Here is a 21,594-nt window from a genome sequence, read left to right as displayed (position 1 = left end):
CCTGTCGCCGTCGCGGAGCATCCGCCTGGCAGTACCTCGGCACCGTCATCGCAGCCGCTCGCAAAGGCTTGCAGCTCCCCGCCATCCCCGCCATCCCGGCAACCGTGTAGGGGGAGTGAATGATTACTGTGCAACGGATTACCCCTCGCCCAAACCCTTTCCACGGCCCGCGCTGCATCGTGGGCCGGCTGCGGCGGCGCAGAGCCGTGCTCCGCGAAATCCCGCCTTCGCCCCACAGACGCAGAATTGGGCTGTGCTCAGCGTCCCGTGTGTAGCGGCACGATATCGCCTGCCCGCAGAGAGACCGTGACCTCCCGGCCGACCGCAACCCCGTAGCGATGGACGGCGCGAACCGGCAGGCGCATCTGCAGGCAGGCTTCCGGAAGACCCTGCGGTTGTAAGCGGACGACGGCCTCAGTGCCCATTTCGATGACTTCCTCGACGACGACGACCAGCGGGTTTTCGAGGTGACTTCCCCAGGGTTTGTCCGGGCGAACGAGCAGTACGTTGCTCGGCAAGATAGCCCAGCGCAGGTTGTCCTCCATGCCCACCGGTAGCGGGCCGGCGGCACGTAGGGCATGCGGTCCCCAGCGCAGTCGCAGGTTGCGCCCGCTGGCCGTGCCGTCCACCCTGGCAGTGAAGATGTTGGGGATGTCGAGGAGGCGTGCTGCTTCCTCGCTTGCGGGGCGCGTCAATACTTCGGAAGTGGCCCCGGCTTGCACCAGTCGCCCACGCCGTAGCAGCAGCAGGTGCGAAGCCAGTTGTGCGGCTTCGTCGAGATCGTGGGTTACCAGCAGCACCGTTGCGCCGAGTTGCTCATGCAGGCGCAGCAGTTCCATATAGAGACGCTTGCGCGTACTGCGATCAACGGCGGAGAAAGGCTCATCAAGTAACAGGACCTGCGGCTGGCGGGCAATTGCCCGCGCCAGCGCCACACGCTGCTTCTGGCCACCGGACAGCTCGTCGGGATAGCGTCTTTCGAGACCTTCGACATGGGCGAGGGCAAGGCAACGAAGCGCTCGTTCCCGGCGTTCGCCGATCGGCAAATGGATCAGTGCGGTCTCGACATTCGCCTGCACCGTCAGGTGGGGAAACAGACCATAATGCTGGGAAACGAAGCCGATTGACCGCTCGCGTGTCGGCCGGTGGTTTTTTCCTTCGGCCCAAATTTCTGTCCCCAGTGCCACGCGTGCCTGCCTGACCGGCAACAGGCCAGCAATGGCGCGCAGGATGGAGGTCTTGCCGCTGCCGGAGGGGCCGACCAGGGCCGTGATCCGTCCGTCGGGAAACTCGGCGGCAAAATCGAGCGGCGGACCGCCATGACGCAGTTGTACGCTGAGAGTCACGTTGCGCGGCGCCGCCTGGCCAGGCGTTTGGCCAGCCCGTAGCTGACCGAGATGGTGCACAGCGAAACCAGCAGGAGCAGCAGCGACATCGCTCCTGCCGAAGCGTGATCAAAGGATTGCACCTTGTCGTAGATCGAGATCGCGACGGTGCGGGTTTCACCGGGGATGTTGCCACCCACCATCAGCACCACGCCGAATTCGCCGAGGGTGTGGGCAAAGGTCATCACCGATGCAGACAGAATGCCGGGCCAGGCCAACGGCAGTTCTATCCTGAGGAAGGTTTGCCAGAAGGTCAGTCCGCAACATTGAGCGGCTTCGCGGATGTCCGGTGCAATGGCTTCAAAGGCGCGCTGGATCGGCTGCACGGCAAAGGGAATGTTGAAGATCACTGAAGCGACGACCAGGCCGCTGAAACTGAAGGCCAGGGTCTGGCCGGCAAGCGCCTCGAACCAGCGTCCCGGTAGCGATTGGTTACTCATCGCCACGAGCAGGTAGTAGCCGATCACTGTTGGCGGCAGGACCAGCGGGAGCGCCAGCAAGCCCTCAATCCATAGTTTGCGCTTGCGCGTGGTTACCGCCAGCCAGTGGGCGGCAAGAATCGCCGGGGGAAGCAGCAATAGCAAGGTCAGCAAGGCCAGTCTGACCGACAGAATGATTGCGGCCGTGTCCATTAATGCGTTGCTTTATTCGGCAGAACCAGGCCGTGGCGAACGAAGATGGCGCGAGCGGCAGGCTTTTGAAGGTAGTCGTAAAAGGCACGCGCGGTATCGCCAGCGGACTTCATCAGCACCAGGCGCTGGCGCAACGGTTCGCTCGTGTGCCATTCGCTGCTAATCAGCGTGAAGCTTCCCGATTGGGCGATTGCCGGCGCACTGGCAAGTGACAGGGGCAGCAGGCCTCCCTGACTCGATCCTGATACCGCGAACTGCACGGCCTGCGCGGCATTTTCGCCCAGCACGAGCCTGGACTCGATCGCAGACCACAGCCCCGCATGTTGTAACACCGCCCGCGCCGCACGACCATAGGGGGCGTGCTCCGGGTTGGCGATGGCAAAGCGTTTGACGCGGCCGTCGGCCAGTGCCGCCTTGAGATCGCTCAACGCAGCATCTGCCTGCAGGGGCGAGCCGTGTGGGACGAACAGCACCAGGCGGCCGATGGCATACAAGACGCCATGATCCCGTGTCAGCCCCTGGTCGGCGAGCCGGAAAACCAGATTCTCGTCAGCAGAGAGAAACAACTCGAAAGGGGCGCCATGCTCAAGCTGGTGGGCAAAGTTTCCCGATGAACCGAAAGACAGTTTCACCGCGTGTCCGCTCTCCTTCTCGAAAATTTCGGCAACTTCGGTCAGTGCGAACTTGAGATCAGCCGCGGCAGCGATCGGGGGGGCTCCGGCGGCGTTCGCGATCGCCAGTTCAGCCAGCAGCAACAGACAGACAGCGGCGCGAAGGATTGGCATGACAGCCCTGGCCAACGTCAATGGGAAGTTCATTATAGCCTGCCGGGATTGCCGGTTAGCGATCGACCTTGCCCAGGCTGCAGGCGGATCGTGCCGATGCGATTGATCGATATTCTGCACTTGTCCCTATCCCGACCCGTGCCGGAGTGCCAGCCATGCCAAGGGCTGCCGAAGAGACCCGGTAGACGCTGTTCACGAGAAATGCTGCGTGGTATGCGCACTTGTGTTCGGGTCATGTGGCACAATATAAGGATCACTCAAGGCTCACGACCTGGTTTGCTCATCGTCAGACGAACAACTATCAATACACAGGAACCTGGATGACTTCTGACATGCTCCACAAGCATTTCACTCCCTACTCGCCGAAACCGGGTGAAGAGTTCATGAACAGCGATCAACTGGCTCATTTTCGTGGCATCCTCGAAACGCTCAAGCAGCAGTTGATCGAGGACATCGAGCGTACAGTGCATACCATGAAGGATGAAGCGACGGTTTTTGCCGATCCCAATGATCGAGCGAGCCAGGAAACCGACATCGCCATCGAACTGCGCAACCGCGATCGCGAACGCAAGCTGATCAAGAAAATCGAGGAGACCATCGACCGGATTGACAGCGGTGACTATGGCTATTGTGCTGCCTGTGGGGTCGAGATCGGCATCAAGCGTCTGGAAGCTCGACCGACGGCGACACTGTGCATCGACTGTAAAACGCTCGAAGAAGTACGGGAAAAGCAGATCGCCAAGTAAGCGATATCGGCAGACGGGCGCTGGGCGAACCGCGCAGGCGGTCGACCAGCGGTGCGTGTCACATAAAAGGACGCCTCGGCGTCCTTTTTTCTGCTTGCTTGTTGATCAGCGGCCTATGACTGTGCGGCGTTAGCACCGCCCTCTTCGGCGCTCAGGGCTTTCATTGACAGCCGTACCCGGCCTTTCTCGTCGGCTTCCAGAACCTTGACGCGTACCTTCTGGCCTTCCTTGAGATAATCGGCAACGGCGTTGACGCGTTCGTTGGCAATCTGCGAGATGTGCAGGAGGCCATCACGACCGGGCAGGATGCTGACGATGGCGCCGAAGTCGAGCAGCTTCAGGACCGTACCGTCATAGACCTTGCCGACTTCGACGTCAGCGGTAATGGCTTCGATGCGGGCCTTGGCGGCGTCGGCGGCGTCACCGCTGACCGAAGCGATGGTGATCGTGCCGTCGTCCTTGATGTCGATCGTCGTGCCGGTTTCTTCGGTAATGGCACGGATCACCGCACCGCCCTTGCCGATCACATCGCGGATTTTCTCGGGGTTGATTTTCATCATGTACAGGCGCGGTGCGTAGCTCGATACCTCCTCACGGTGTCCGGACATCGAATCCTGCATCTGTTTCAGGATGTGCAGGCGGGCTTCGCCGGCCTGGGCCAGCGCGACCTGCATGATTTCCTTGGTGATTCCCTGGATTTTGATGTCCATCTGCAGCGCAGTGACCCCTGACTCGGTGCCGGCGACCTTGAAATCCATGTCGCCGAGGTGGTCCTCGTCACCGAGAATGTCGGTCAGCACAGCGAAGCGATTGCCTTCCTTGATCAAACCCATGGCAATTCCGGCCACATGTGCCTTGAGCGGAACACCGGCGTCCATCAGCGCCAGCGATGCCCCGCAGACGCTGGCCATCGAGCTGGAACCGTTCGATTCGGTAATCTCGGAGACGACGCGAATGGTGTACGAGAACGCTTCGGGTGAAGGCAGGACGCCCAACAAGGCGCGCTTGGCTAGCCGGCCATGCCCGATCTCGCGACGCTTCGGCGTTCCGACACGACCGCATTCCCCCGTGGCGTAGGGCGGGAAGTTATAGTGCAGCATGAAGCGCTCACGGTATTCGCCGGAGAGTGCGTCGATGATCTGTTCGTCACGACCGGTGCCGAGCGTTGCCACGACCAGCGCCTGCGTCTCGCCGCGGGTGAACAGGGACGAACCATGTGCTCGCGGCAGCACGCCCGAGCGCATCGCGAGCGGCCGGACGGTGCGCGTATCGCGGCCGTCGATGCGTGGCTCGCCGGCGAGGATGCGGCCGCGGACGATCCGGGCTTCGGCAGCAGAGACCATGTTGCGGATGGCATTGGCGTCAGGGGCGTCGTCGCCGGCGGTCAGGGTTTCGACCGCGTAGGCGGTAATTTCCTTGATCCGCTGGCTACGCAACTGTTTACTGGTTATCCGGTAGGCCTCCTGCAGTTCGCCGTCAACCAGGGCATCGAGCTTGCCATGCACGGCTTCGTTTCTCGCCGCCGGTGCCCAGTCCCATTCCGGCTTGCCAGCCTCATCGGCGAGTTCGTTGATGGCATTGATTGCCGCCTGCATTTCCTGGTGTCCGTAGACCACGGCACCGAGCATCACTTCCTCGGAGAGTTCCCGTGCTTCCGACTCGACCATCAGCACAGCCGCCTGCGTTCCGGCGACGACCAGATTGAGCAGACTCGATGCGAGTTGCGTGGCACTCGGATTGAGGACGTATTGACCTTCGATATAAGCGACGCGGGCAGCAGCGATCGGTCCGTCGAAAGGAATGCCGGAGATCGCCAGGGCGGCCGAGGCGCCGATAATGGCCGGAATATCGGGATCGATTTCCGGGTTCAGCGACATCACCATCGCGACGATCTGGACCTCGTGGTAGAAGCCTTCGGGGAAGAGTGGGCGCAGCGGACGATCAATGAGTCGTGAGGTCAGGGTTTCCTTTTCCGAAGGACGGCCCTCACGCTTAAAAAAGCCACCGGGAATACGTCCCGCAGCATAGGTTTTCTCGATGTAATCGACGGTCAGCGGAAAGAAATCCTGGCCGGGCTTGGCCATTTTGTTGCCGACGACCGTGACTAGCACGACGGTGTCGTCCATCGACACCAGTACGGCCCCACCCGCCTGACGTGCGATTTCGCCGGTTTCCAGGGTCACCTGGTGGGCCCCGTAAGCGAAGCTTTTCTTGACGATATTAAACATTGTTCCCTTTCTCAATGGTCTGGCGCGAGCCTGCTTGCGACTCCGGCAGGCGACCAACGCCCGATTTGGCAAACTGCAATAGCAGAAAAAGCGGCGCAGCCCGCGAAGGGCTGGCCGCTGACTGCTTTTCGGGTTGCCTGCAGATCCGATCGCGGTGAGGATCGGTGAGCGGGCTTATTTGCGCAGGCCGAGACGCTGGATCAGGCTGCGGTACGAATCGACATTGGTGCGCTTCAGATAGTCCAGCAACTTGCGACGACGGCTGACCATGCGCAACAGCCCACGCCGCGAGTGATTGTCCTTCTTGTGCTCCTTGAAATGGCCGGTCAGGTCATTGATGCGTGCGGTCAGCAACGCCACCTGGACTTCGGAAGACCCGGTATCGCCGACGGTACGCTGGTAATCGGTCATGATTTGCGCTTTTTGCGTTACATTGATCGCCATGTCAAACTCTCTTTCTGGGAAACGGCGCCGCCCCGGTTTGATAGAGCCAACGCCAGATGGATAAAGGTGTTTATTCGCTTGGCGAAGCGAGGCGGCGATTGTAACTGTTGGGGGGATGGGCGGCAAGGAGCAGCTTTTCTGACCCACCGTCGGGCTATGGTGGTACGCCTGTAGCCGTTAAGAAAAGCCGGGGAGCCAATCGCTTTGCGGGTTGGTCGATACGGCTTCAAGGGTGCCCTGAAAGAGGGCTTCGATCACAGGGGCTTCACGCCAGTTTTCGTTGAGGAAGGTTAACCCGATTTCTTCGACGAGCGTGCCCTGCCAGTAGTGGTTGGCGATTTGGTCAAGCGTCGACAGACTCAGACTGTGTGGCAGCCGCAGATAATCCAGCCAGCTCGAATCATGAAACGAGCAGATGTAAGCTCCCTTGCTGCGCGCTCTGGTCAGTGTCTTGCCGAAGACGCGGGCCGGATGTTTGGTACGGAAGGTTTCCGCATCGACGCGCGTCGCGAAGAGCAACAGCGCGTGCAGGCGGCTCGGGAAGTGCCGGTAAAGTCGCTGCCGATAATATTCCAGATGGTACTCGGCAAAGTAGTTTTGAACTGTCGTGAAGTGATCTTCAGGCAGTGTTTGAGCGAAAGGGTTGCCGATCAGGATGTCCCAGCCCGGCAAAGTGGCCTCTGCGTCCAGCCAGGCGTACAACTCGAGTGGGCTGCTGTCCTTGAGTAGATGGTCCATGATCTGTACCGAACCACTGCATGGTCAGTGGCTTAGCGGTTGCGGCCAAATTTTTCGACCAGTTGGCCGAGCTTCTCGGTACGCTCACGTGCCAGCGCCTCGGCCTCGCGCTGTGCCTTGCGCAGCTCGGCCTGCTTGCGCAGCCGTTCCTTGATCAGCTCCGAGGCATGGCTGCGATGCGTTGCCGGGATCTCGTCGGCCGGCTGGCCGTCGAGATCATAGCGTACGGCGGCTTTTTCCATGGTTTTCAGGTAGCGCAGCGAGTGCGTATGCATTCCCAGGGCGGTACGCAATACCTTGCGATCAAGGCTTGGCAGACGCGCCAGGAGTTGCTTGTCGATCCCGATGGCCAGTGGCAGACCGGCGCGGAAGACCGGGTAGGTCTCCTGCAATTCCTTCAGAAGCTGTCGAGCGTGCTGACCCGTGACAGGGACAGGAACTGAGGTGGGCGTATTCATGGATCTCGCTTCAGAAGTGGATGCCACGCATGATCTGCGAGAAAGCGATCTGGTCAGCGGTTTGTGGCTCGGGTTCCGGAGACTTGCGCATGCCTGCCGCACTGGAATCGGGGAACATCCGGAAGGAAGTGTTCATCGTGATCTGTGCCACCTTGGGCAGCAGCGAGTGCAGCAGGGCGCCGAAAATGCCCAGCCGGGTGGCGATGCGCACGGGTTTGTGAATGATGGCTTCGACGACCAGATCGGCGGCCTCTTCAGGGGAGAGCGTTGGAACCTGATCATAAAGCTTGGTCGGAGCAATCATGGGTGTTCTGACCAGGGGCATGTTGATCGTGGTGAATTCGATGCCGCGATCGGCAAATTCAGATGCGGCGCAGCGTGCCCAGGCATCCATCGCTGCCTTTGAGGCGACGTAGGCCGAAAAGCGCGGTGCGTTCGTGAGCACGCCGATCGACGAAATGTTGATGATCTGTCCCTTGCGTTTGGCAATCATTGCCGGCAGGAAGCCCATCGTCAGGCGCAGTGCACCGAAGTAGTTGACCTCCATGGTACGTTCGAAATCATGGAAGCGGTCGAAAGAGTTCTCGATGCCGCGGCGAATCGAGCGGCCGGCGTTGTTGACCAGGAAATCGACGCCTCCGTGCTCTTCGTTCATGAACTTGACGAAGGAAGCGCATTGTTGTGGATCGGAAACGTCGACCGCGTGTGTGATCAGGCGCAGGCCAGCGGCTTCGAATTCACGGCGGACTTCTTCGAGCGCCTGCGCATCGCGGGCGATGGTCACGGCAATTGCGCCGGCCTCGGCCATCTTGCGAATGGTGGCCTTGCCGATACCCGACGAGCCGCCTGTGACGAGGACGACCTTGCCTTCGACCTGGCCGCGCAGGGTGTGATCGACGAATAGATCCGGGTCAAGGTGACGTTCCCAGTAGTCCCACAGGCGCCAGGCGTAGCTGTCGAGCGGGGGCACCGCGATCCCGCTGCCCTTGAGCGCTCGCTGCGTCTCGCGGCAGTCGAAGCGGGTCGGGTAATTGACGAACTCGAGAATGTCGTCGGGCAACCCGAGATCCTTCATGATGGCAGTGCGGATGCGGCGTACCGGCGTCAGGGCGAACATCGCCTTGCGCACCGAACGCGGAATGAAACCGAGCAGGGCAGCATTGATGCGCATCACCATTTCCGGCGCGTGCGCTGCGCGTGCAAAGGTGTTGAGCAGATCACCGACACGCATCGGCGTCGGATCGGTCAGGTGGAAGCACTGACCGTCCTGGTTTTCGAGGTGTGCAATGTGGTCCATCGCAGCAACCACGAAGTCGACCGGTACGACGTTGATTCGTCCGCCTTCGATGCCGATCGTCGGCATCCAGGATGGGAACATCCTGCGCATCTTCTGGATCAGCTTGAAGAAGTAGTAGGGGCCGTCGATCTTGTCCATTTCGCCGGTGCGCGAGTCGCCGACCACGATGGCCGGACGAAAGATACGCCAGGGGATCCGACATTCCTTGCGGACGATGCCTTCGGAGTCATGTTTGGTGCGAAAATAGGGGTTGTCGAGGTTCTCCGCTTCGTCGAACATGTCCTCGCGGAACAGTCCCTCGAACAGGCCGGCTGCCGCAATCGAGCTGACCAGGTGGAAGTGCCGGGCTGCAATTTCCTCGGCCAGGCGCACCGTGTTGCGGGTGCCGTCTACATTGGCACGCTGCTGGTCTTCGGCGCTGGCCTTGAGGTCATAGATCGCAGCCAGGTGGAAGAAGTGGTCGATCCTGCCCTTCAGCCTGTCAATGTCGGCTGGGGCGACGCCTAACCCGGGCTGCGTCAGATCACCAATGATCGGGATGACACGTGTATCGTCACAGCCCCAATACTCGTACAATTCATCGAGTCGCGGCAACTCGATGGCACGGGTCAGAAAATAGAGGGTGGTATCGGGGCGGTCGAGCAGCTTTCTGACGAGCCGCTTGCCGATGAAACCAGTGGCGCCGGTAACGAAGTAATTCATTGCTGTCTCCTGAAATTCACGGTCCTCTCCTGAATGCCCTGCCTGCCCGACGGCCGTGCGATCAAGGCCTTCCCTGGGTCTTTAGTGTGCGTCCTCTAGATATTGTCACTAGACTGGCTCCACAGGGCAAGCAAAAAACTTGTTGGCCTTTTGATGATGACCTTACAGGAGAAGAAAATGGGCAAGAAACTCAAGGAATTGGCGGGTGACGTGACGGAAAGCCAACTGGCGTCGACGGTCAAGGAATCTGCTCAGCAGATCTGGCTGGCCGGACTTGGCGCTTTTGCCAAAGCGCAGGAAGAGGGTGGCAAGGTGTTCGACGCTTTGGTGAGGGAAGGTGAAAGCATTCAGTCGAGGACCCGCAAGATGACCGACGAGCGGATCGCACAGGTGGCTGGCAAGGCGGCTGGGACTTGGGACCGCCTGGAACAGGTATTTGAGGATCGTGTCGCGCGTGCCCTGGGCAGCCTCGGCGTGCCGAGCAAGCAGGATATCGACAGTCTGTCCAAGCGCGTCGTCGACCTGAGCGCGGCCGTGCAGGCCCTGACCGAAGGAAAAGCAGCTCCCAAGATCGCCGTCAAGTCGGTGGCCAAGGAAGAGATTGCTCCGGCTGAGTCCGCTGAGGTCAAACCAGCCGTGGCCAAACCAGCCGCTCGCAGGTCTGCGGCTGCGAAGCCGGTGCCCCCGGTCACGCCAGCCGACGTGCTGAACACGCTGCCGAAGGCGGGCGACGAGTAAGTCTTTCCCCGCGCTTGGCGCGAGCTGGACCAAGCCAGGCGCTCAGGGCTGCCAGAGAGCAAGGGTTCCCTCCCGACCGGGAAGGGAGAGATCCCGCGAGGGGTTCTTGGCCGTCCGTCCGGGTTTTGGCGTGGCCGGCACGGAGATGGTACGCGCTTACAACCAGGCGCCGGCAGCGTTCCTCGACGCTGTCATCAATGGCGCTTTCCAGGTAAAGGAATGGCGTTCAATGGATGATACTGCAAGGAAATGTTCGAAACTCGGGCTGGCGCTGGCCGGGGGGGGGCCGGTGGGAGGTGTCTATGAAGTCGGCGCGATGGCTGCATTGGCGGAAGCCCTTGACGGCGTCGACTTAACTAACTTCGATGTCTATGTCGGGGTCAGTTCAGGGGCTTTCATGGCAGCCGCAGTGGCCAATGGCATGGAGCCTGCCCAGTTGGCACGCATGTTGGTGGAAGACGAAAGCGATGAGGTTTTCGACCCCGAAATGCTGCTGCGCCCTGCTTTCGGTGAATACCTGCGACGAGTGCTGCAGGTTCCCGTCCTGTTCTGGTCGTCCTTGCGACAGTATTTGTCGGACCCGTGGCATCTTCGCCTGGTGGAAGCCTTTCAGGGTCTCAGTCATGCCATCCCGGCAGGGATCTTCGACAGTGCCGGAATCGACAAGCTGTTGAGGAAACTGTTTTCGGTTGGCGAGCGAAGCAATGATTTCCGTCAGCTCAAGCACCAGCTGTTCATCGTGGCGACCGATCTCGACACCGGTGAGTCGCTTGCCTTCGGCTCACCGGGGCATGACGATATCCCCATTTCGCTGGCGGTGCAGGCGAGTGCCGCTTTGCCGGGACTGTTTCCACCGGTCAGGATCGGCGAGCGTTATTTCGTCGACGGCGCCTTGATCAAGACCCTGCATGCTTCGGTTGCGCTGCACGCGGGCGCTGAACTCCTGATTTGCATCAATCCGCTGGTGCCATTCGATTCACAACTAGCTGCCCAGCGTCCGCGGCATGAAGATCCGACGCCGGTACCTGACCATCTGATTGAAGGGGGCTTGCCGGTTGTCTTGTCACAGACCTTTCGCGCCATCATCCACTCGCGAATGCGAACCGGCATGGACCGCTATGGGCACGAGTTCGCAGGCAGGGATGTGGTCCTCTTTGAACCGACGCGCGACGATGCAGACATGTTCTTCACCAATGTGTTCAGCTATCGCGGCCGTCGCCGCTTGTGCGAGCATGCTTACCAGCGTACCCGTAGCGATCTGTATCGGCGGCGCCATGAGTTACGGCCAATTTTCGAGCGGCACGGTATCGAACTGAACCTCGGCGTGCTCAAGGACCACAGTCGTTCGCTGCTGTCACACAAGCGCCACCCGGATCTGGCAGCCAGTGCCGGTGCACTGGATTCTTCGTTGGGCGATCTTGAAGCCTGGCTGCAGGCGCAGCAGGTTTGACCCGGCCATTCCCGGACACCTGCAGCAGTGCTATGCTGGCCATCCGGGGTAGCTCATGGCGGACAGGTGATGGAAAAAAAACCCAAACGGCGAACGCGTGAACGCATCATCGAGACCAGCCTGCGCCTGTTCAATGACTTTGGCGAGCCAAACGTGACGACCACGGTTATTGCCGACGAGATGAATATCAGTCCCGGCAATCTTTATTACCATTTCAATAACAAGGATGAGATCCTCGAGTCGATTTTTACGGTCTTTGAGCGGGAGATCGAGGATACGCTGGCAGTACCGACACGAAGACCCGCCGACGTGGAAGATATCTGGTTGTTCTTGCATCTCCTTTTCGAAAAGATCTGGCAGTACCGTTTTTTCTACCGCGATTTGAACGATCTGCTGACGCGCAACCGCTTGCTGGAAATCCATTTCCAGCGAATCCTGGCGCACAAGGTGCGCACTGCGAAGACCCTATGCGAAGGTCTGGTGTCGGCAGGTGCGATGCGTGCCAACACCGGGGAGTTGCGTGCGCTGACGATAAACATGACGGTGATTGCAACCTATTGGCTCTCTTTCGAGTACGTTCGCGATCCACGCGGCAGACTCGACAGTGATCATATCGGCTGCGGTGTCTACCAGGTGATGGCGATGGTTTCGCCCTTTCTGCTGGGTGAATCCAAAAAACTGCTCGAAAAGCTGTCACAGGAATACCTCGGCGCAGAGCGTCCTGCCTGACGTCATGTTGAATTAATCTGGAGAACGATCAATGGCCTGGAACAAGTTTCCCTATCCCGATAAGGCATATTTCTATGCCGGGTCGGCACTGCAAGAAAACTGGGCGCGGCTGCATCGCGGTGACTGCGAACCTTTTCCTGATGATCCACGGGTTCAGGAGGCCTGGCGGAGTTATCACGCCGGCGACTTTGGCCGGGCCGTCGAGGCGGGTGTGGCCTGTGGCATGGCGGGTTACAATGCCGCCAACAAGGCGGCCACGGTCTATGCGACTTACCTTGAAACCGATGATGAGCACAAGTGCAGCCTGCTGCTGGAGGTTGCGCAGCGCTGTGAGCAGCAGCAGGAAAAGACCCCCACTGATATTAACGCGTGGTACCTGCACGCTTTCGCACTCGGTCGCTACAGCCAGAGCATCTCGGTTGTCAAGGCGCTTGCCCAGGGCCTTGGCGGCAAGATCAAGAACAGCCTGACCAAGGCGCTGGAGTTGGAACCCCGGCATGCCGACGCGCATATCGCGCTTGGTGCCTATCACGCCGAGGTGATCGACAAGGTGGGAGCGCTGGTTGGGGGAATCACCTATGGGGTCAAGAAGGATACCGGCAAGGACTTGCTTGAAACCGCTCTGAAACTCAACCCCGACTCGGCCATCACCCGCATCGAGTTTGCCAACGCGCTGGTTTTGATGTTCGGCAAGGCGAAAATGAAGGACGCCGAGCGCCTTTATCAGGAGGCTGCCGCCTGCGTGCCGATGGATGCCATGGAGCGGCTCGATGTCGAAGCGGCAAAGGCCGAGCTTGCGGACTAAGCGACTGGCTTGCCAGGAGGCCACTCGGATGCCCGTCAGTACAGCGTTGCCAAGTATCAACGATCGGTCAGGGCGCCCAGGTCTTCTTCCACCGCTGCCGGGTCTCCGAGCCGATCCCAAGGCTCAAGCAGCAGCAGCCACAGAAGCTTGTCGAATTCGTCGGCGAAGCGATTGACGATTTGCGCAGGGTCGTCAACCATGTTCTTGTCGGTAATCAGTCCGAACTGTACCCGGCCGTTGTAGGAGAGCATGCTGACGCCCATGCCGATGTCGCCGGCTTGCGGGACCCAGACCATTTCCTGCTCGATCCTGCAGCCGGCGAAAAACCGCGGCTGCTGCGGGCCGGGGACGTTGGTCATCACTGCCGTGGTCTTGCTGGCCAGCAGATTGAGAATCTGGTCCTGGATGAACTTGGGCGCCATGCCGGCGGCACCCAGCAGGGTGAAGGTCAGCATCGCCTGATGGGAACCCTTCAACGCCATCATTCTGGCGCGGGTGGTGTAGAGCCTGGCCAGCGGGTTGTCGATGCCGATCGGCAGTTCGAGAGCCACCAGACCAAAGCGGTTTCCAAGATCCTCGATGTCATCCGGCGCGCGTAGATTGACCGGGACCATGGCGCGAATCTCGGTGGCCGCCACCGGATCACCTTGGGCCATCAGGTAGCCGCGCAGGGCACCCGCCACCGAAGCCAGCAGGATGTCGTTCACCGAGCAGCCAAGAACCTTGCCGACGGTCTTGATTTCGGACAAGGAGATTGGCTCGGACCAGGCGACCCGTTTGACCGTTCCCGCTTTGCCCTTGTAGCGTGTCGGGGTATCGTTGGGCAGCAACGCCAGCTTGCCGACTTCCTCGGCGATGGCCCTGGCGACGAGCACGTAGTCGCGGATCGTCGCGGGGTGATTACGCAGGCCCAGGTAGTGTCCCCACAACTGGCCACCGATGCGGATCGATGCCAGCGCGACTTCGCTGAGCGGCTCCAAGATCGTTCGCCAGAAAGCGTCACCGGTATCGCTCCCCTGGTCGTTGGCGGAATCATCCTGATGAGTCGCTGCCTGCGTTCCGCCCTCCTCGGGAGCGTCAATGTCGTTGTCGGTCAGCGATTTGATGACGCCAATCAGGGCAATGCCGTCGGCAATCGCGTGATGAATCCTGACCACCAGTGCAGAGTTGCCGTCGGCAGTGTCGACCAGGTTGAATTCCCAGCGGGGTCGTGACGGGTTGAGTGGGGTGCCCGCCATGGTCGCAACGAATTTTTGCAGTTCGTTCTTGCCGGCCGGCGCCGGGAGAAAAGAATGGCGGACATGCGTGTCGATGTCGAAGTCGGGGTCGTCATCCCACCAGTTGCCATCGGCATCCTGCCTGGCAATTTGCCGGAAGCGCCGGTAACGCACGATGCGCTGCGCGACGGTGCGCTTGAAACGTTCGGTGTCGATGCGGCCCTTGAAAATCATGACCCCGACGATCTGCATCAGGTTTTCCGGGCGATCCATGCGCAGCCAGGCGTTGTCGACGTGGGCAATTCTTTCGCGTGGGTTCATCGCAGGTGCTCCCGGAAAAATGGCCAGCCCATATAATAGCAAGTCATTTCAAGCGATCATCGACCGGAGGAATCAACGTGAGTGACTTGCAAGCCCAGTTCGAGGCCGCCGTGGCCAGCTCCAAGACCCTGCCCGAGCGCCCGGACAACGCCACCTTGCTGAGGCTCTATGCCTTATACAAGCAGGTAACCGAAGGCGATGTTGCAGGCCGGCGCCCCGGCTTTGCCGATATGGTGGGCCGCGCCAAGTACGATGCCTGGGCTGCGATCAAGGGTACTGCAGCCGACGCTGCGATGCAGCAGTACATTGCCGTGGTCGAGAAACTGCAAGCCGCCTGAGAGTCGAGAACTGGCGGCTTGTCCGACAGGCCGGTTCAGACCGGGAAGTTCTCGTCAAAGTATCTGTGGGCTGCGCGTTCGATGGCCGGTTTGACAGCGAAGAGCAGGAGTCCGAGACGGATGCTGAGCAACACTTCCTTTGCATCGAGGGTCAGTTCGCCGGTCACCCCTGGCCGCTTGAAACGCATCCGGTTTCCGTCCCACGCGTAGTCAAGGTCAAACTCTTCCTGTAATTCGCGGGCCATATGCTCGGCGGCGGTACGCGCCTCGGCGAGGCTCTTGTCATGCTGGCGGCGAATGATGATTTCGCTCATGTGAGAAGTCCTTTGAGGGTCAGCCGATTTCGGCACAGAGTGAGCGGAATGTCGCATAGCGGCGCGGGTCAATGGCGCCGTGCTCGACGGCGGCAAGGATACTGCAGTCGGGTTCGCGGTCGTGCTGGCAATTGCGAAATCGACATTGGCCGAGCAGCGGCCGCAGTTCGAGAAAAGCCTGAGCAATCTCCTCCGACGAGAGATGGTGCAGACCAAATGCCATCAATCCCGGCGAGTCAATCAGCGCAGCACCCGTACTGGGGTGATAGAGGCGGGCATGCGTAGTGGTGTGCTTGCCGGCGTTGAGTGCCTGCGAGATTTCCCGGGTGGGCGTACAGGCGCCGGGAATCAGGGCATTGATCAGCGTTGATTTGCCCATCCCGGATTGGCCGATCAGCAGGCTGGTATGGTCGGTCAGGTACGGCAACAGGCGTTCGCCGTCGTTGTGCGCAGAGAGTCTCAGAACCCGATAACCCAGTTTTTCGTACAGCAGCAGGGTTGCCGAAGCGGCCGGTACCCGTTCACTGAGGTCACATTTGTTGAGAACGATCAGAACCCGGATATCCTGACTTTCGGCAGCGACGATGCAGCGGGTGACCAAATCGTCCGAGAACGGCGGTTCGGTGGCGACGACGATGATGATTTGTGTCACATTGGCGGCGATCAGTTTTTGCTTGCAGTGATCCGATCGATAGAGTAGCGTTCGCCGCGGTTCAAGCGTGGCGATGACGCCTTGGTTGGCACTCGTTCGCTGCACCTTGACCTGGTCACCGCAGACCAGTTCGCTCTTTTTGCCGGGAGGAACACAGAGCAGCGTCTCGCCATCGCGCAGCTCGACCCGGTACTGCCGCCCGTAAGCGGCGATGACGCTGCCGGCCAGTCTCAAATTTGTGCCAGTGCTTCGATCTTGGCGGCGCAAATGAAATCGTTGCGCGACAGGCCGGCAACGTCATGCGTGCTGTAGCTGACCTGCACACGGCCATAGCCGACTTCAAGGTCAGGATGATGGTTTTCTCGTTCGGCGAGCCCTGCAACGGTGTTGACGAATAGCAGGGTGGCCGCGTAGCTGGCAAAGATGAACTCCTTCTGGAGCAGCCCGTTCTCGGCAATCTGCCAGCCTGGCAGGTCGGCTAGCAGGGCCAAGGCCTGCGCGGGATGCAGTGCGTGTTCGCTGCCGCGTAGCGGCTGGCAATGTTCGAGAGCAAGTTTGGTCAGCATGGGGGCCTCCTGTTTTTTGCTTAGGCGTCCTGCAGGCGGGCGATGCGCAGGGCGGCGGGTGGGTGTGAATCGTAGAACAAGGAGTGTAGCGGGTCGGGGGTCAAGGTCGCGGCATTGTCTTCGTACATCTTGACCAGTGCGTCTACCAGATCACTTGCCGAAGCGTGGGCTGCCGCGTAGCGATCCGCCTGAAATTCATCACGACGCGAGAGGAGACTGAACAGCGGGGTCAGCAGAAAGGCAAAAACCGGTCCGGCGAGAAAGAAAAGGACCAGCCCAAGGGCCGTGTTCTGGCTCGTCAGACCAAGACCGTTGTAGAACCAACCGGCATCGATCAGTTGCCCGAGGATGGCGAGAAAGCCAAGTGACATGACGAAAAGCATGCCGATCCGTTTCTGCACATGCCGGTGTTTGAAGTGCCCCAGTTCGTGCGCCAACACGGCTTCGACCTCAACAGCCTGCAGACGGCTGAGCAAGGTGTCGAAGAAGACGATGCGCTTCGTTTTGCCGAAACCGGTGAAGTAGGCGTTGCCGTGGCTCGACCGCTTCGACCCGTCCATCACGAAGAGGCCCGAGCTGGCGAAACCGCAGCGTGCCAGCAGTGCCTCGACGCGCGCTCTGAGTTGGGCATCGTCGAGCGGGACGAACCGGTTGAATAGCGGCGCGATCCAGGTTGGATAGATGAACAGGAGCAGCAGATTGAAAGCGCACCAGAAGATCCACACATGGAGCCACCACAGCTCGCCCATTCTTGCCATCAGCCAGAGCACGGCGAGCAGCACCGGCGTGCCGATGACGATGGCCAGGATGGCCTGCTTGAGGTGATCCGCGAGAAAGATTCGGAGAGTCATGCGGTTGAAGGAAAACTCTTCTTCGATGACAAACTGGTGATACAGGCCGAGTGGCAGATCAACGATGGCGGAAATCAGCAGGACGCTGAAGATCAGTGCGACCCCGTAGGGCAGGCCATCGAGTCGTGCTGACCAGAAGTCATGCAGTATTTGCAAGCCGCCACCCAGCGTGAAGGCGAGCAGCATCACCACTTCAACGGCCGAGCCAACCCGGCCGAAGCGGCTGCGTGCCACGGTATAGTCGGCGGCCTTTTGATGAGTCTTGAGATCGACACGATCAGCGAAGTTCTCGGGTACGTGGCCACGATGCGCCATGACATGCGTGATTTGCCGCTGCGCCAGCCAGAGGCGCAAGGCGCACATGACCAACAAGGCGGCAAGAAAGACCAGGGAGAAGGTATTCAACATGGAGTTGTGACACAATCAAAACTTTACGGTTCAGATGGATTATATGACAAAGGACGCTTCCCACCTTGTTTGGCTGGACATGGAAATGACCGGGCTGGCACCTGACTGCGACCGTATCATCGAATTGGCGATGGTGGTCACTGATAGCCAGTTGGTGACCATCGCCGAATCAACGGTGTGGGCTGTACACCAGGAGGATGCCTGCCTCGATGCAATGGATGAATGGAACCGGAAGACGCATGCCCGCTCCGGACTGGTTGATCGGGTCAGGGCATCCACTCTTGACGAGGCGGCTGTTGAAGCGGCTGCGCTGGAGTTCATGCAGGCTCATGTTCCCCGGTCGGTCAGCCCGATGTGCGGCAATTCGATCGGCCAGGATCGACGCTTCATGGCCAGGTACATGCCGCAGCTTGAGGCCTGGTTCCATTACCGAAACCTGGATGTCAGCACCCTCAAGGAACTCTGTCGGCGCTGGAAACCCGAAGTGGCCAGAGGTTTTGTCAAGCGTTCCGAGCACACTGCGCTCGCTGACATCCGTGAATCGATCGACGAGTTGAAGTACTACCGCGAGCATTTCATCAGACTCTGATCGTGATCGGGACCTGCCCATCTACCTGCCGGACGATGAACCTCTCTTGGCATCGCGCCGATAGAGGTGCAGTCGGTCAGTGTCCCGGCGCTCAGCGGGACGACCGCCGTCCCAGACCTTCCGCCAGCCGCCGGCTGCTGGGGAGCTGCCATCACGGGGGGCGCCATGGATCAGCAGCCAGTCACACTTCCTGCCGGCGGCGGAGTTTGCCGCAATCGTACGGATACCGTCGAAGTAGTCCAGTGAGGCGATGATCGAATCAGCGAGGTTGGCTCCGGCAATGCAGTTGCGTTTCTCGGGCAATGCCTGGGCCAGGGAAGCGGATACCTGACGGTAAGTCTTGCCGTAGTCGATCCAGGGCATCCAGAGCATCACGATCAGCAGCCAGAACAAGGTCAGACCGGCCATCCAGTGCATGATCCCGCGCATGGGGGAACGCGGACTGGTGACAATCAGCCAGCACCAGACCAAAGTTCCCAGCAAGGCGACGCTGGTGCCCAGGAGACTGAAGTTCCCGACGAATCCAGGCTCGAGTCGAACAGCTTGGCGCGCCAGCCTTTCCGGCCAGCCGAAAACCATTGCGCACCAGCCAATCCAGGCCAGCAGGGCAAGGAGACTGAAGGTGATCATGCCAAACCAGTCAAACGCGTTCGCCGCGCCACGTCGCAGCGAAGCGACACCCGGCACGGCCAGCAGAACCAGCGGTGGCAGCAGCAGCAAAGCGGGTGCGCTGCGTGCTCCGATAGCGATGCCGACCATCAGCAGCGAGACCACGAAAGCAAACATCGGCAAGGCCAGCGGGGTCGTTGCCCATTGGCGCCGTTTTGCCCAGAGCGCCCAGCAGGCGAGAGGGGAGGCTGGCCAGGCGTACCAGGGGAGCATCAGCAGCAGGCGCTGCACAGCGAGCAGGGGTTGCCCACTGGCCCCGAGCTGGGTCAACTCGCCCTGCGAGAAGGCGGCGAGGTACTCGGGCGAGGTCGCAAACAAGGCGGCCAGCCACCCGCCGGCAAGCGCACAGGCAAACAGCAGCGAGCCAAGCAGCAGCAGCGCCGAGCGTTGGCGATGAGCGGATCGCCAGACCACGAACGCGGCCACAGGCAATAGCGGCAACATCGCCGCCAAGCCGTTGGCAAGGAAACCCAATCCGAGCGCCGAACCAAACCAGGAAGCGCCTCGCAGTGGTCGCCTGTCAAGCTGCGTCAGTCCCCAGTAGGCGGCGGTGTGCGCCGTCAACGTCGCCAGCATGGGCTGCGCTTCATGCGCATGGAACAGGAAGCCAATGCTGCCGGCAAGCAGCAGCGGCGCGGCCGGAGCTTGTTCGCGACCGTGCAGTTCGCGTGCAGCGAGGAAAATGAAGCCAAGGGCGAGCAGGGTGAATACTCCACTGGCCAGTCGCGTCGCCTCATGCAGCGGCAAGATCCAGGACAACATCTGACTGCCGCTGGCTGCCACCCAGTAGTAGAGAGGCGCATCGGGGTAAGGGCGACCAGCGAGGCTTGGTGTCAGCCAGTTCCCGCTCGTGACCAGATCATGGACGACGCCGATCGTGACTGCATCATCATTTCTCCAGGGGTCGTGACCGATCAGCCCCGTGCAAATATAGAGGATGAGGAGAACTGCCAGAGTCCAGCCGTTGGGCGGCAATGGAATCCCCCGAAAGTGAGCATGCTCCGCCTGCGCCGGCATCTGGAAAGGAATACTGATAAACCGCTATTGTGGAAACGAAAAAGGCAGCCATAGGGCTGCCTTGTTCTGTCGACCCCGCTGTTCGACCTAGACAGGTTTGCGCATCGCGCCATACTTCTGGTTGAATTTCTCGACGCGGCCAGCCGTATCGATGATTTTCTGTTTGCCGGTGTAGAAAGGATGGCAGGCCGAGCAGACCTCGACGTGCAGCGCTTTCTTCATTGTCGACCGGGTGGTGAAGGTATTACCGCAGGAGCAGGTCACCGCGATTTCACCGTAGGCAGGATGGATTTTGTCTTTCATCTGGTGCTTTTCCTGTAGGTTAAGGCTGTCATGATCAGGTGACAAGCAGAGCATGAGGCATCAAAAATCATCATTATCAGCGATTTTTCCACTGTCTGCAATCATCCTATTACCTATGCAGCCCTGACGCATGACCTGGCCGAATCGGACCCGTTTGCCGGAACCCCCGGTTTTCGCCGCTGGAGTGGTCAGATCGCGGGAGGTTGGCGGCAAGTGAGGGCTGGATGCGCGGGTGGTGTGGGGTTCGTGAAGAGGGTGTCGATAGGTGGCAGGATCTCCGGTCCGATCGTTGGGCGAGCCTGTCCCGGCACGGGAGACGCGGCTTGGGGTGGTTTCTGGGGCCGTCCTGGGCAGGTCACTCGAGTTGCAGGAGAAAGGGTTTGGCGAGGAGCACGCGCATCCGCGCCGGATCGAGCCAAGGGGCAGCGCAGGAATTTCGGATGAAGGCGATGGCCCCGCGCACGCCGAACTGGCGATACAGATCGCGGAGCTGTCGCGTGAAGCGCGCCAGGGTATTGAAGACATGCGCCAGGCGCATCAGGAGGTGGTAGCCCCGCATGGCATTCCAGTCGAGGGCAAAGGCATGCTCGTAGTGGTCGCCCTGGTGCTTTTCGATGAGGAAGCCCGCTTCGATGCCCCAGCGGTGGCGGGCGCCGAGATTGCAACGCTCATGAACGTTCTCGCGGCTGAGCGGGGCTGGCTGGAGAGCCAGGCGTGGCGCGCCATTTCGGTCACGATCCTGGCCTCTTGATCGACGCGTTGCCAGCGCTCCTCACAGACGACCACGTGCAGCTTGAGCCGGCGACGACCGTTCGAACCGTAAGCGTATTCGATGTCATTGACCCAGCTGAAGTGCTGTTGACGTCGTCCCTAGTCCTGCTGCAGGGTTGGTAACTGCCGGGGCCGCAGCGCGCGGAACTCCTCCCAGACCGTGGGCAAATCCTGGTCCTTGAGCACGATCATGAACTGCCAGTGGGCGCGCAAGCAGCGAAGGATAAGAAATCCAACGGCACCGACGAGAGTACATGAGTCTTCATCAAGCAGCGTCAATGTCGAATTTGGGCCCGGAAGCCCCTGAAAAGTCATCCGAATCCCGCCCCGCGCAGTGCCTGTGCTCATCCGCCTGGCCGGTCCGGCCGGGCGGATGAGCACAGGCACGAGTCCTCCCACGACGGGCGATGACCACTCGTCATGCTTCAGTCTGGACCCTTG

At 60.4% G+C, this 21,594-nt stretch carries 25 protein-coding genes; 8 read left to right on the top strand and 17 right to left on the bottom strand.

The features are described 5' to 3' along the window. Positions 1–257: 257 nt before the first annotated feature. From V5B39_RS16885 to modA, 3 genes are read right to left on the bottom strand one after another with little or no spacing between them, the layout of a single operon-like run. Entirely contained in the window at positions 258–1,346 is a 1,089-nt protein-coding gene (locus V5B39_RS16885) for a sulfate/molybdate ABC transporter ATP-binding protein (protein WP_332344032.1), read from the bottom strand. Further along, the gene (gene modB / locus V5B39_RS16880; protein ID WP_332344031.1) at positions 1,343–2,017 is read right to left on the bottom strand and encodes a molybdate ABC transporter permease subunit; all 675 of its coding nucleotides are present in this window, start codon (positions 2,015–2,017) and stop codon (positions 1,343–1,345) included. The genes V5B39_RS16885 and modB overlap by 4 nt, the downstream gene beginning before the upstream one ends. Next, on the bottom strand, positions 2,017–2,802 hold the full coding sequence (gene modA, locus V5B39_RS16875; RefSeq protein ID WP_332344030.1) for a molybdate ABC transporter substrate-binding protein: 786 nt from the start codon (positions 2,800–2,802) through the stop codon (positions 2,017–2,019). Before modA ends, modB begins: the two co-directional genes overlap by 1 nt. A 320-nt stretch (positions 2,803–3,122) precedes the next feature. Between modA and dksA the strand changes: the two genes are divergently transcribed. Further along, on the top strand, positions 3,123–3,548 hold the full coding sequence (gene dksA, locus V5B39_RS16870; RefSeq protein WP_332344029.1) for an RNA polymerase-binding protein DksA: 426 nt from the start codon (positions 3,123–3,125) through the stop codon (positions 3,546–3,548). 113 nt (positions 3,549–3,661) lie between these two features. On the opposite strand, the gene pnp is transcribed toward dksA, so the two are convergent. The 5 genes from pnp to V5B39_RS16845 all read right to left on the bottom strand — a co-directional run bounded on the left by pnp (position 3,662) and on the right by V5B39_RS16845 (position 9,415). Further along, a complete protein-coding gene (gene pnp / locus V5B39_RS16865) occupies positions 3,662–5,776 on the bottom strand; it encodes a polyribonucleotide nucleotidyltransferase (RefSeq protein ID WP_332344028.1) in 2,115 nt (704 codons plus the stop codon). A 174-nt stretch (positions 5,777–5,950) separates the two neighbouring features. Next, on the bottom strand, positions 5,951–6,220 hold the full coding sequence (gene rpsO, locus V5B39_RS16860) for a 30S ribosomal protein S15 (RefSeq protein ID WP_034931452.1): 270 nt from the start codon (positions 6,218–6,220) through the stop codon (positions 5,951–5,953). A 177-nt stretch (positions 6,221–6,397) separates the two neighbouring features. Then, a complete protein-coding gene (locus V5B39_RS16855; RefSeq protein WP_332344027.1) occupies positions 6,398–6,958 on the bottom strand; it encodes a hypothetical protein in 561 nt (186 codons plus the stop codon). A 32-nt stretch (positions 6,959–6,990) separates the two neighbouring features. Further along, entirely contained in the window at positions 6,991–7,416 is a 426-nt protein-coding gene (locus V5B39_RS16850) for a ProQ/FinO family protein (protein ID WP_332344026.1), read from the bottom strand. A gap of 10 nt (positions 7,417–7,426) precedes the next feature. Continuing rightward, complete coding sequence (locus V5B39_RS16845; protein ID WP_332344025.1) at positions 7,427–9,415, bottom strand: SDR family oxidoreductase; 1,989 nt, start codon at positions 9,413–9,415, stop codon at positions 7,427–7,429. 177 nt (positions 9,416–9,592) lie between these two features. Between V5B39_RS16845 and V5B39_RS16840 the strand changes: the two genes are divergently transcribed. From V5B39_RS16840 to V5B39_RS16825, 4 genes are all read left to right on the top strand, one after another. Further along, complete coding sequence (locus V5B39_RS16840; protein ID WP_332344024.1) at positions 9,593–10,153, top strand: phasin family protein; 561 nt, start codon at positions 9,593–9,595, stop codon at positions 10,151–10,153. A 229-nt stretch (positions 10,154–10,382) separates the two neighbouring features. Next, positions 10,383–11,603, top strand: a complete 1,221-nt coding sequence (locus V5B39_RS16835; protein ID WP_332344033.1) for a patatin-like phospholipase family protein — start codon at positions 10,383–10,385, stop codon at positions 11,601–11,603. Between the two features lie 69 nt (positions 11,604–11,672). Further along, positions 11,673–12,332, top strand: coding sequence for a TetR/AcrR family transcriptional regulator (locus V5B39_RS16830; protein WP_332344023.1), 660 nt, complete (start codon positions 11,673–11,675; stop codon positions 12,330–12,332). A gap of 31 nt (positions 12,333–12,363) precedes the next feature. Beyond that, positions 12,364–13,137 (top strand): hypothetical protein, encoded by a 774-nt coding sequence (locus tag V5B39_RS16825; RefSeq protein WP_332344022.1) that lies wholly within the window; start codon positions 12,364–12,366, stop codon positions 13,135–13,137. A gap of 56 nt (positions 13,138–13,193) precedes the next feature. Here V5B39_RS16825 and V5B39_RS16820 read toward each other — a convergent pair whose 3' ends face one another. Next, the gene (locus tag V5B39_RS16820; protein ID WP_332344021.1) at positions 13,194–14,675 is read right to left on the bottom strand and encodes a wax ester/triacylglycerol synthase family O-acyltransferase; all 1,482 of its coding nucleotides are present in this window, start codon (positions 14,673–14,675) and stop codon (positions 13,194–13,196) included. A 77-nt stretch (positions 14,676–14,752) separates the two neighbouring features. On the opposite strand from V5B39_RS16820, the gene V5B39_RS16815 reads away from it, so the two are divergent. After that, entirely contained in the window at positions 14,753–15,013 is a 261-nt protein-coding gene (locus V5B39_RS16815; RefSeq protein WP_332344020.1) for an acyl-CoA-binding protein, read from the top strand. Between the two features lie 35 nt (positions 15,014–15,048). On the opposite strand, the gene V5B39_RS16810 is transcribed toward V5B39_RS16815, so the two are convergent. Genes V5B39_RS16810 through V5B39_RS16795 form a run of 4 tightly spaced genes read right to left on the bottom strand, consistent with a single transcriptional unit; the run spans position 15,049 to position 17,804 of the window. Further along, entirely contained in the window at positions 15,049–15,327 is a 279-nt protein-coding gene (locus tag V5B39_RS16810) for a polyhydroxyalkanoic acid system family protein (RefSeq protein ID WP_332344019.1), read from the bottom strand. Positions 15,328–15,346: 19 nt separating this feature from the next. Next, positions 15,347–16,213 carry a ribosome small subunit-dependent GTPase A gene (gene rsgA, locus V5B39_RS16805; protein ID WP_332344018.1) on the bottom strand — a complete coding sequence of 289 codons (867 nt, stop codon included), beginning with the start codon at positions 16,211–16,213 and terminating at the stop codon, positions 15,347–15,349. Continuing rightward, positions 16,210–16,545 carry a 4a-hydroxytetrahydrobiopterin dehydratase gene (locus V5B39_RS16800; RefSeq protein ID WP_332344017.1) on the bottom strand — a complete coding sequence of 112 codons (336 nt, stop codon included), beginning with the start codon at positions 16,543–16,545 and terminating at the stop codon, positions 16,210–16,212. The genes rsgA and V5B39_RS16800 overlap by 4 nt, the downstream gene beginning before the upstream one ends. 20 nt (positions 16,546–16,565) lie before the next feature. Further along, complete coding sequence (locus tag V5B39_RS16795; protein WP_332344016.1) at positions 16,566–17,804, bottom strand: M48 family metallopeptidase; 1,239 nt, start codon at positions 17,802–17,804, stop codon at positions 16,566–16,568. 43 nt (positions 17,805–17,847) lie between these two features. On the opposite strand from V5B39_RS16795, the gene orn reads away from it, so the two are divergent. Further along, positions 17,848–18,393, top strand: coding sequence for an oligoribonuclease (gene orn / locus V5B39_RS16790; RefSeq protein ID WP_332344015.1), 546 nt, complete (start codon positions 17,848–17,850; stop codon positions 18,391–18,393). A 21-nt stretch (positions 18,394–18,414) separates the two neighbouring features. Here the strand turns inward: orn and V5B39_RS16785 are convergent, their stop codons facing one another. The 3 genes from V5B39_RS16785 to V5B39_RS16775 all read right to left on the bottom strand — a co-directional run bounded on the left by V5B39_RS16785 (position 18,415) and on the right by V5B39_RS16775 (position 20,941). Beyond that, a complete protein-coding gene (locus V5B39_RS16785; protein WP_332344014.1) occupies positions 18,415–20,037 on the bottom strand; it encodes an ArnT family glycosyltransferase in 1,623 nt (540 codons plus the stop codon). A gap of 129 nt (positions 20,038–20,166) precedes the next feature. After that, positions 20,167–20,382: a 50S ribosomal protein L31 gene (gene rpmE / locus V5B39_RS16780; RefSeq protein WP_034920912.1), complete on the bottom strand. Its 216-nt coding sequence runs from the start codon at positions 20,380–20,382 to the stop codon at positions 20,167–20,169. Positions 20,383–20,737: 355 nt separating this feature from the next. Further along, a complete protein-coding gene (locus V5B39_RS16775) occupies positions 20,738–20,941 on the bottom strand; it encodes a hypothetical protein (RefSeq protein ID WP_332344013.1) in 204 nt (67 codons plus the stop codon). Positions 20,942–20,965: 24 nt separating this feature from the next. Between V5B39_RS16775 and V5B39_RS16770 the strand changes: the two genes are divergently transcribed. After that, complete coding sequence (locus V5B39_RS16770) at positions 20,966–21,133, top strand: hypothetical protein (RefSeq protein WP_332344012.1); 168 nt, start codon at positions 20,966–20,968, stop codon at positions 21,131–21,133. A gap of 119 nt (positions 21,134–21,252) precedes the next feature. Here V5B39_RS16770 and V5B39_RS16765 read toward each other — a convergent pair. Next, on the bottom strand, positions 21,253–21,594 hold a 342-nt coding region (locus V5B39_RS16765; RefSeq protein WP_332344011.1), incomplete at its 5' end, for a hypothetical protein.

Source organism: Accumulibacter sp., assembly GCF_036625275.1.
GTDB lineage: Bacteria > Pseudomonadota > Gammaproteobacteria > Burkholderiales > Rhodocyclaceae > Accumulibacter.
Note: the sequence above shows the minus strand (reverse complement) of the source record. Positions and strands in the feature narration are given on the sequence as shown.

Bases quoted from the DNA above. Each gene is read 5' to 3' on its own strand.
- V5B39_RS16840 (WP_332344024.1), top strand. From the start codon at position 9,593: ATGGGCAAGAAACTCAAGGAATTGGCGGGTGACGTGACGGAAAGCCAA.
- V5B39_RS16795 (WP_332344016.1), bottom strand. From the start codon at position 17,804: ATGTTGAATACCTTCTCCCTGGTCTTTCTTGCCGCCTTGTTGGTCATG.
- dksA (WP_332344029.1), top strand. From the start codon at position 3,123: ATGACTTCTGACATGCTCCACAAGCATTTCACTCCCTACTCGCCGAAA.
- V5B39_RS16800 (WP_332344017.1), bottom strand. From the start codon at position 16,545: ATGCTGACCAAACTTGCTCTCGAACATTGCCAGCCGCTACGCGGCAGC.
- modB (WP_332344031.1), bottom strand. From the start codon at position 2,017: ATGGACACGGCCGCAATCATTCTGTCGGTCAGACTGGCCTTGCTGACC.
- orn (WP_332344015.1), top strand. From the start codon at position 17,848: ATGACAAAGGACGCTTCCCACCTTGTTTGGCTGGACATGGAAATGACC.
- V5B39_RS16770 (WP_332344012.1), top strand. From the start codon at position 20,966: ATGCTCGTAGTGGTCGCCCTGGTGCTTTTCGATGAGGAAGCCCGCTTC.
- V5B39_RS16835 (WP_332344033.1), top strand. From the start codon at position 10,383: ATGGATGATACTGCAAGGAAATGTTCGAAACTCGGGCTGGCGCTGGCC.
- rpmE (WP_034920912.1), bottom strand. From the start codon at position 20,382: ATGAAAGACAAAATCCATCCTGCCTACGGTGAAATCGCGGTGACCTGC.
- V5B39_RS16820 (WP_332344021.1), bottom strand. From the start codon at position 14,675: ATGAACCCACGCGAAAGAATTGCCCACGTCGACAACGCCTGGCTGCGC.
- V5B39_RS16830 (WP_332344023.1), top strand. From the start codon at position 11,673: ATGGAAAAAAAACCCAAACGGCGAACGCGTGAACGCATCATCGAGACC.
- modA (WP_332344030.1), bottom strand. From the start codon at position 2,802: ATGCCAATCCTTCGCGCCGCTGTCTGTCTGTTGCTGCTGGCTGAACTG.
- pnp (WP_332344028.1), bottom strand. From the start codon at position 5,776: ATGTTTAATATCGTCAAGAAAAGCTTCGCTTACGGGGCCCACCAGGTG.
- V5B39_RS16845 (WP_332344025.1), bottom strand. From the start codon at position 9,415: ATGAATTACTTCGTTACCGGCGCCACTGGTTTCATCGGCAAGCGGCTC.
- V5B39_RS16810 (WP_332344019.1), bottom strand. From the start codon at position 15,327: ATGAGCGAAATCATCATTCGCCGCCAGCATGACAAGAGCCTCGCCGAG.
- V5B39_RS16855 (WP_332344027.1), bottom strand. From the start codon at position 6,958: ATGGACCATCTACTCAAGGACAGCAGCCCACTCGAGTTGTACGCCTGG.
- V5B39_RS16850 (WP_332344026.1), bottom strand. From the start codon at position 7,416: ATGAATACGCCCACCTCAGTTCCTGTCCCTGTCACGGGTCAGCACGCT.
- rpsO (WP_034931452.1), bottom strand. From the start codon at position 6,220: ATGGCGATCAATGTAACGCAAAAAGCGCAAATCATGACCGATTACCAG.
- V5B39_RS16825 (WP_332344022.1), top strand. From the start codon at position 12,364: ATGGCCTGGAACAAGTTTCCCTATCCCGATAAGGCATATTTCTATGCC.
- V5B39_RS16775 (WP_332344013.1), bottom strand. From the start codon at position 20,941: ATGCGGGGCTACCACCTCCTGATGCGCCTGGCGCATGTCTTCAATACC.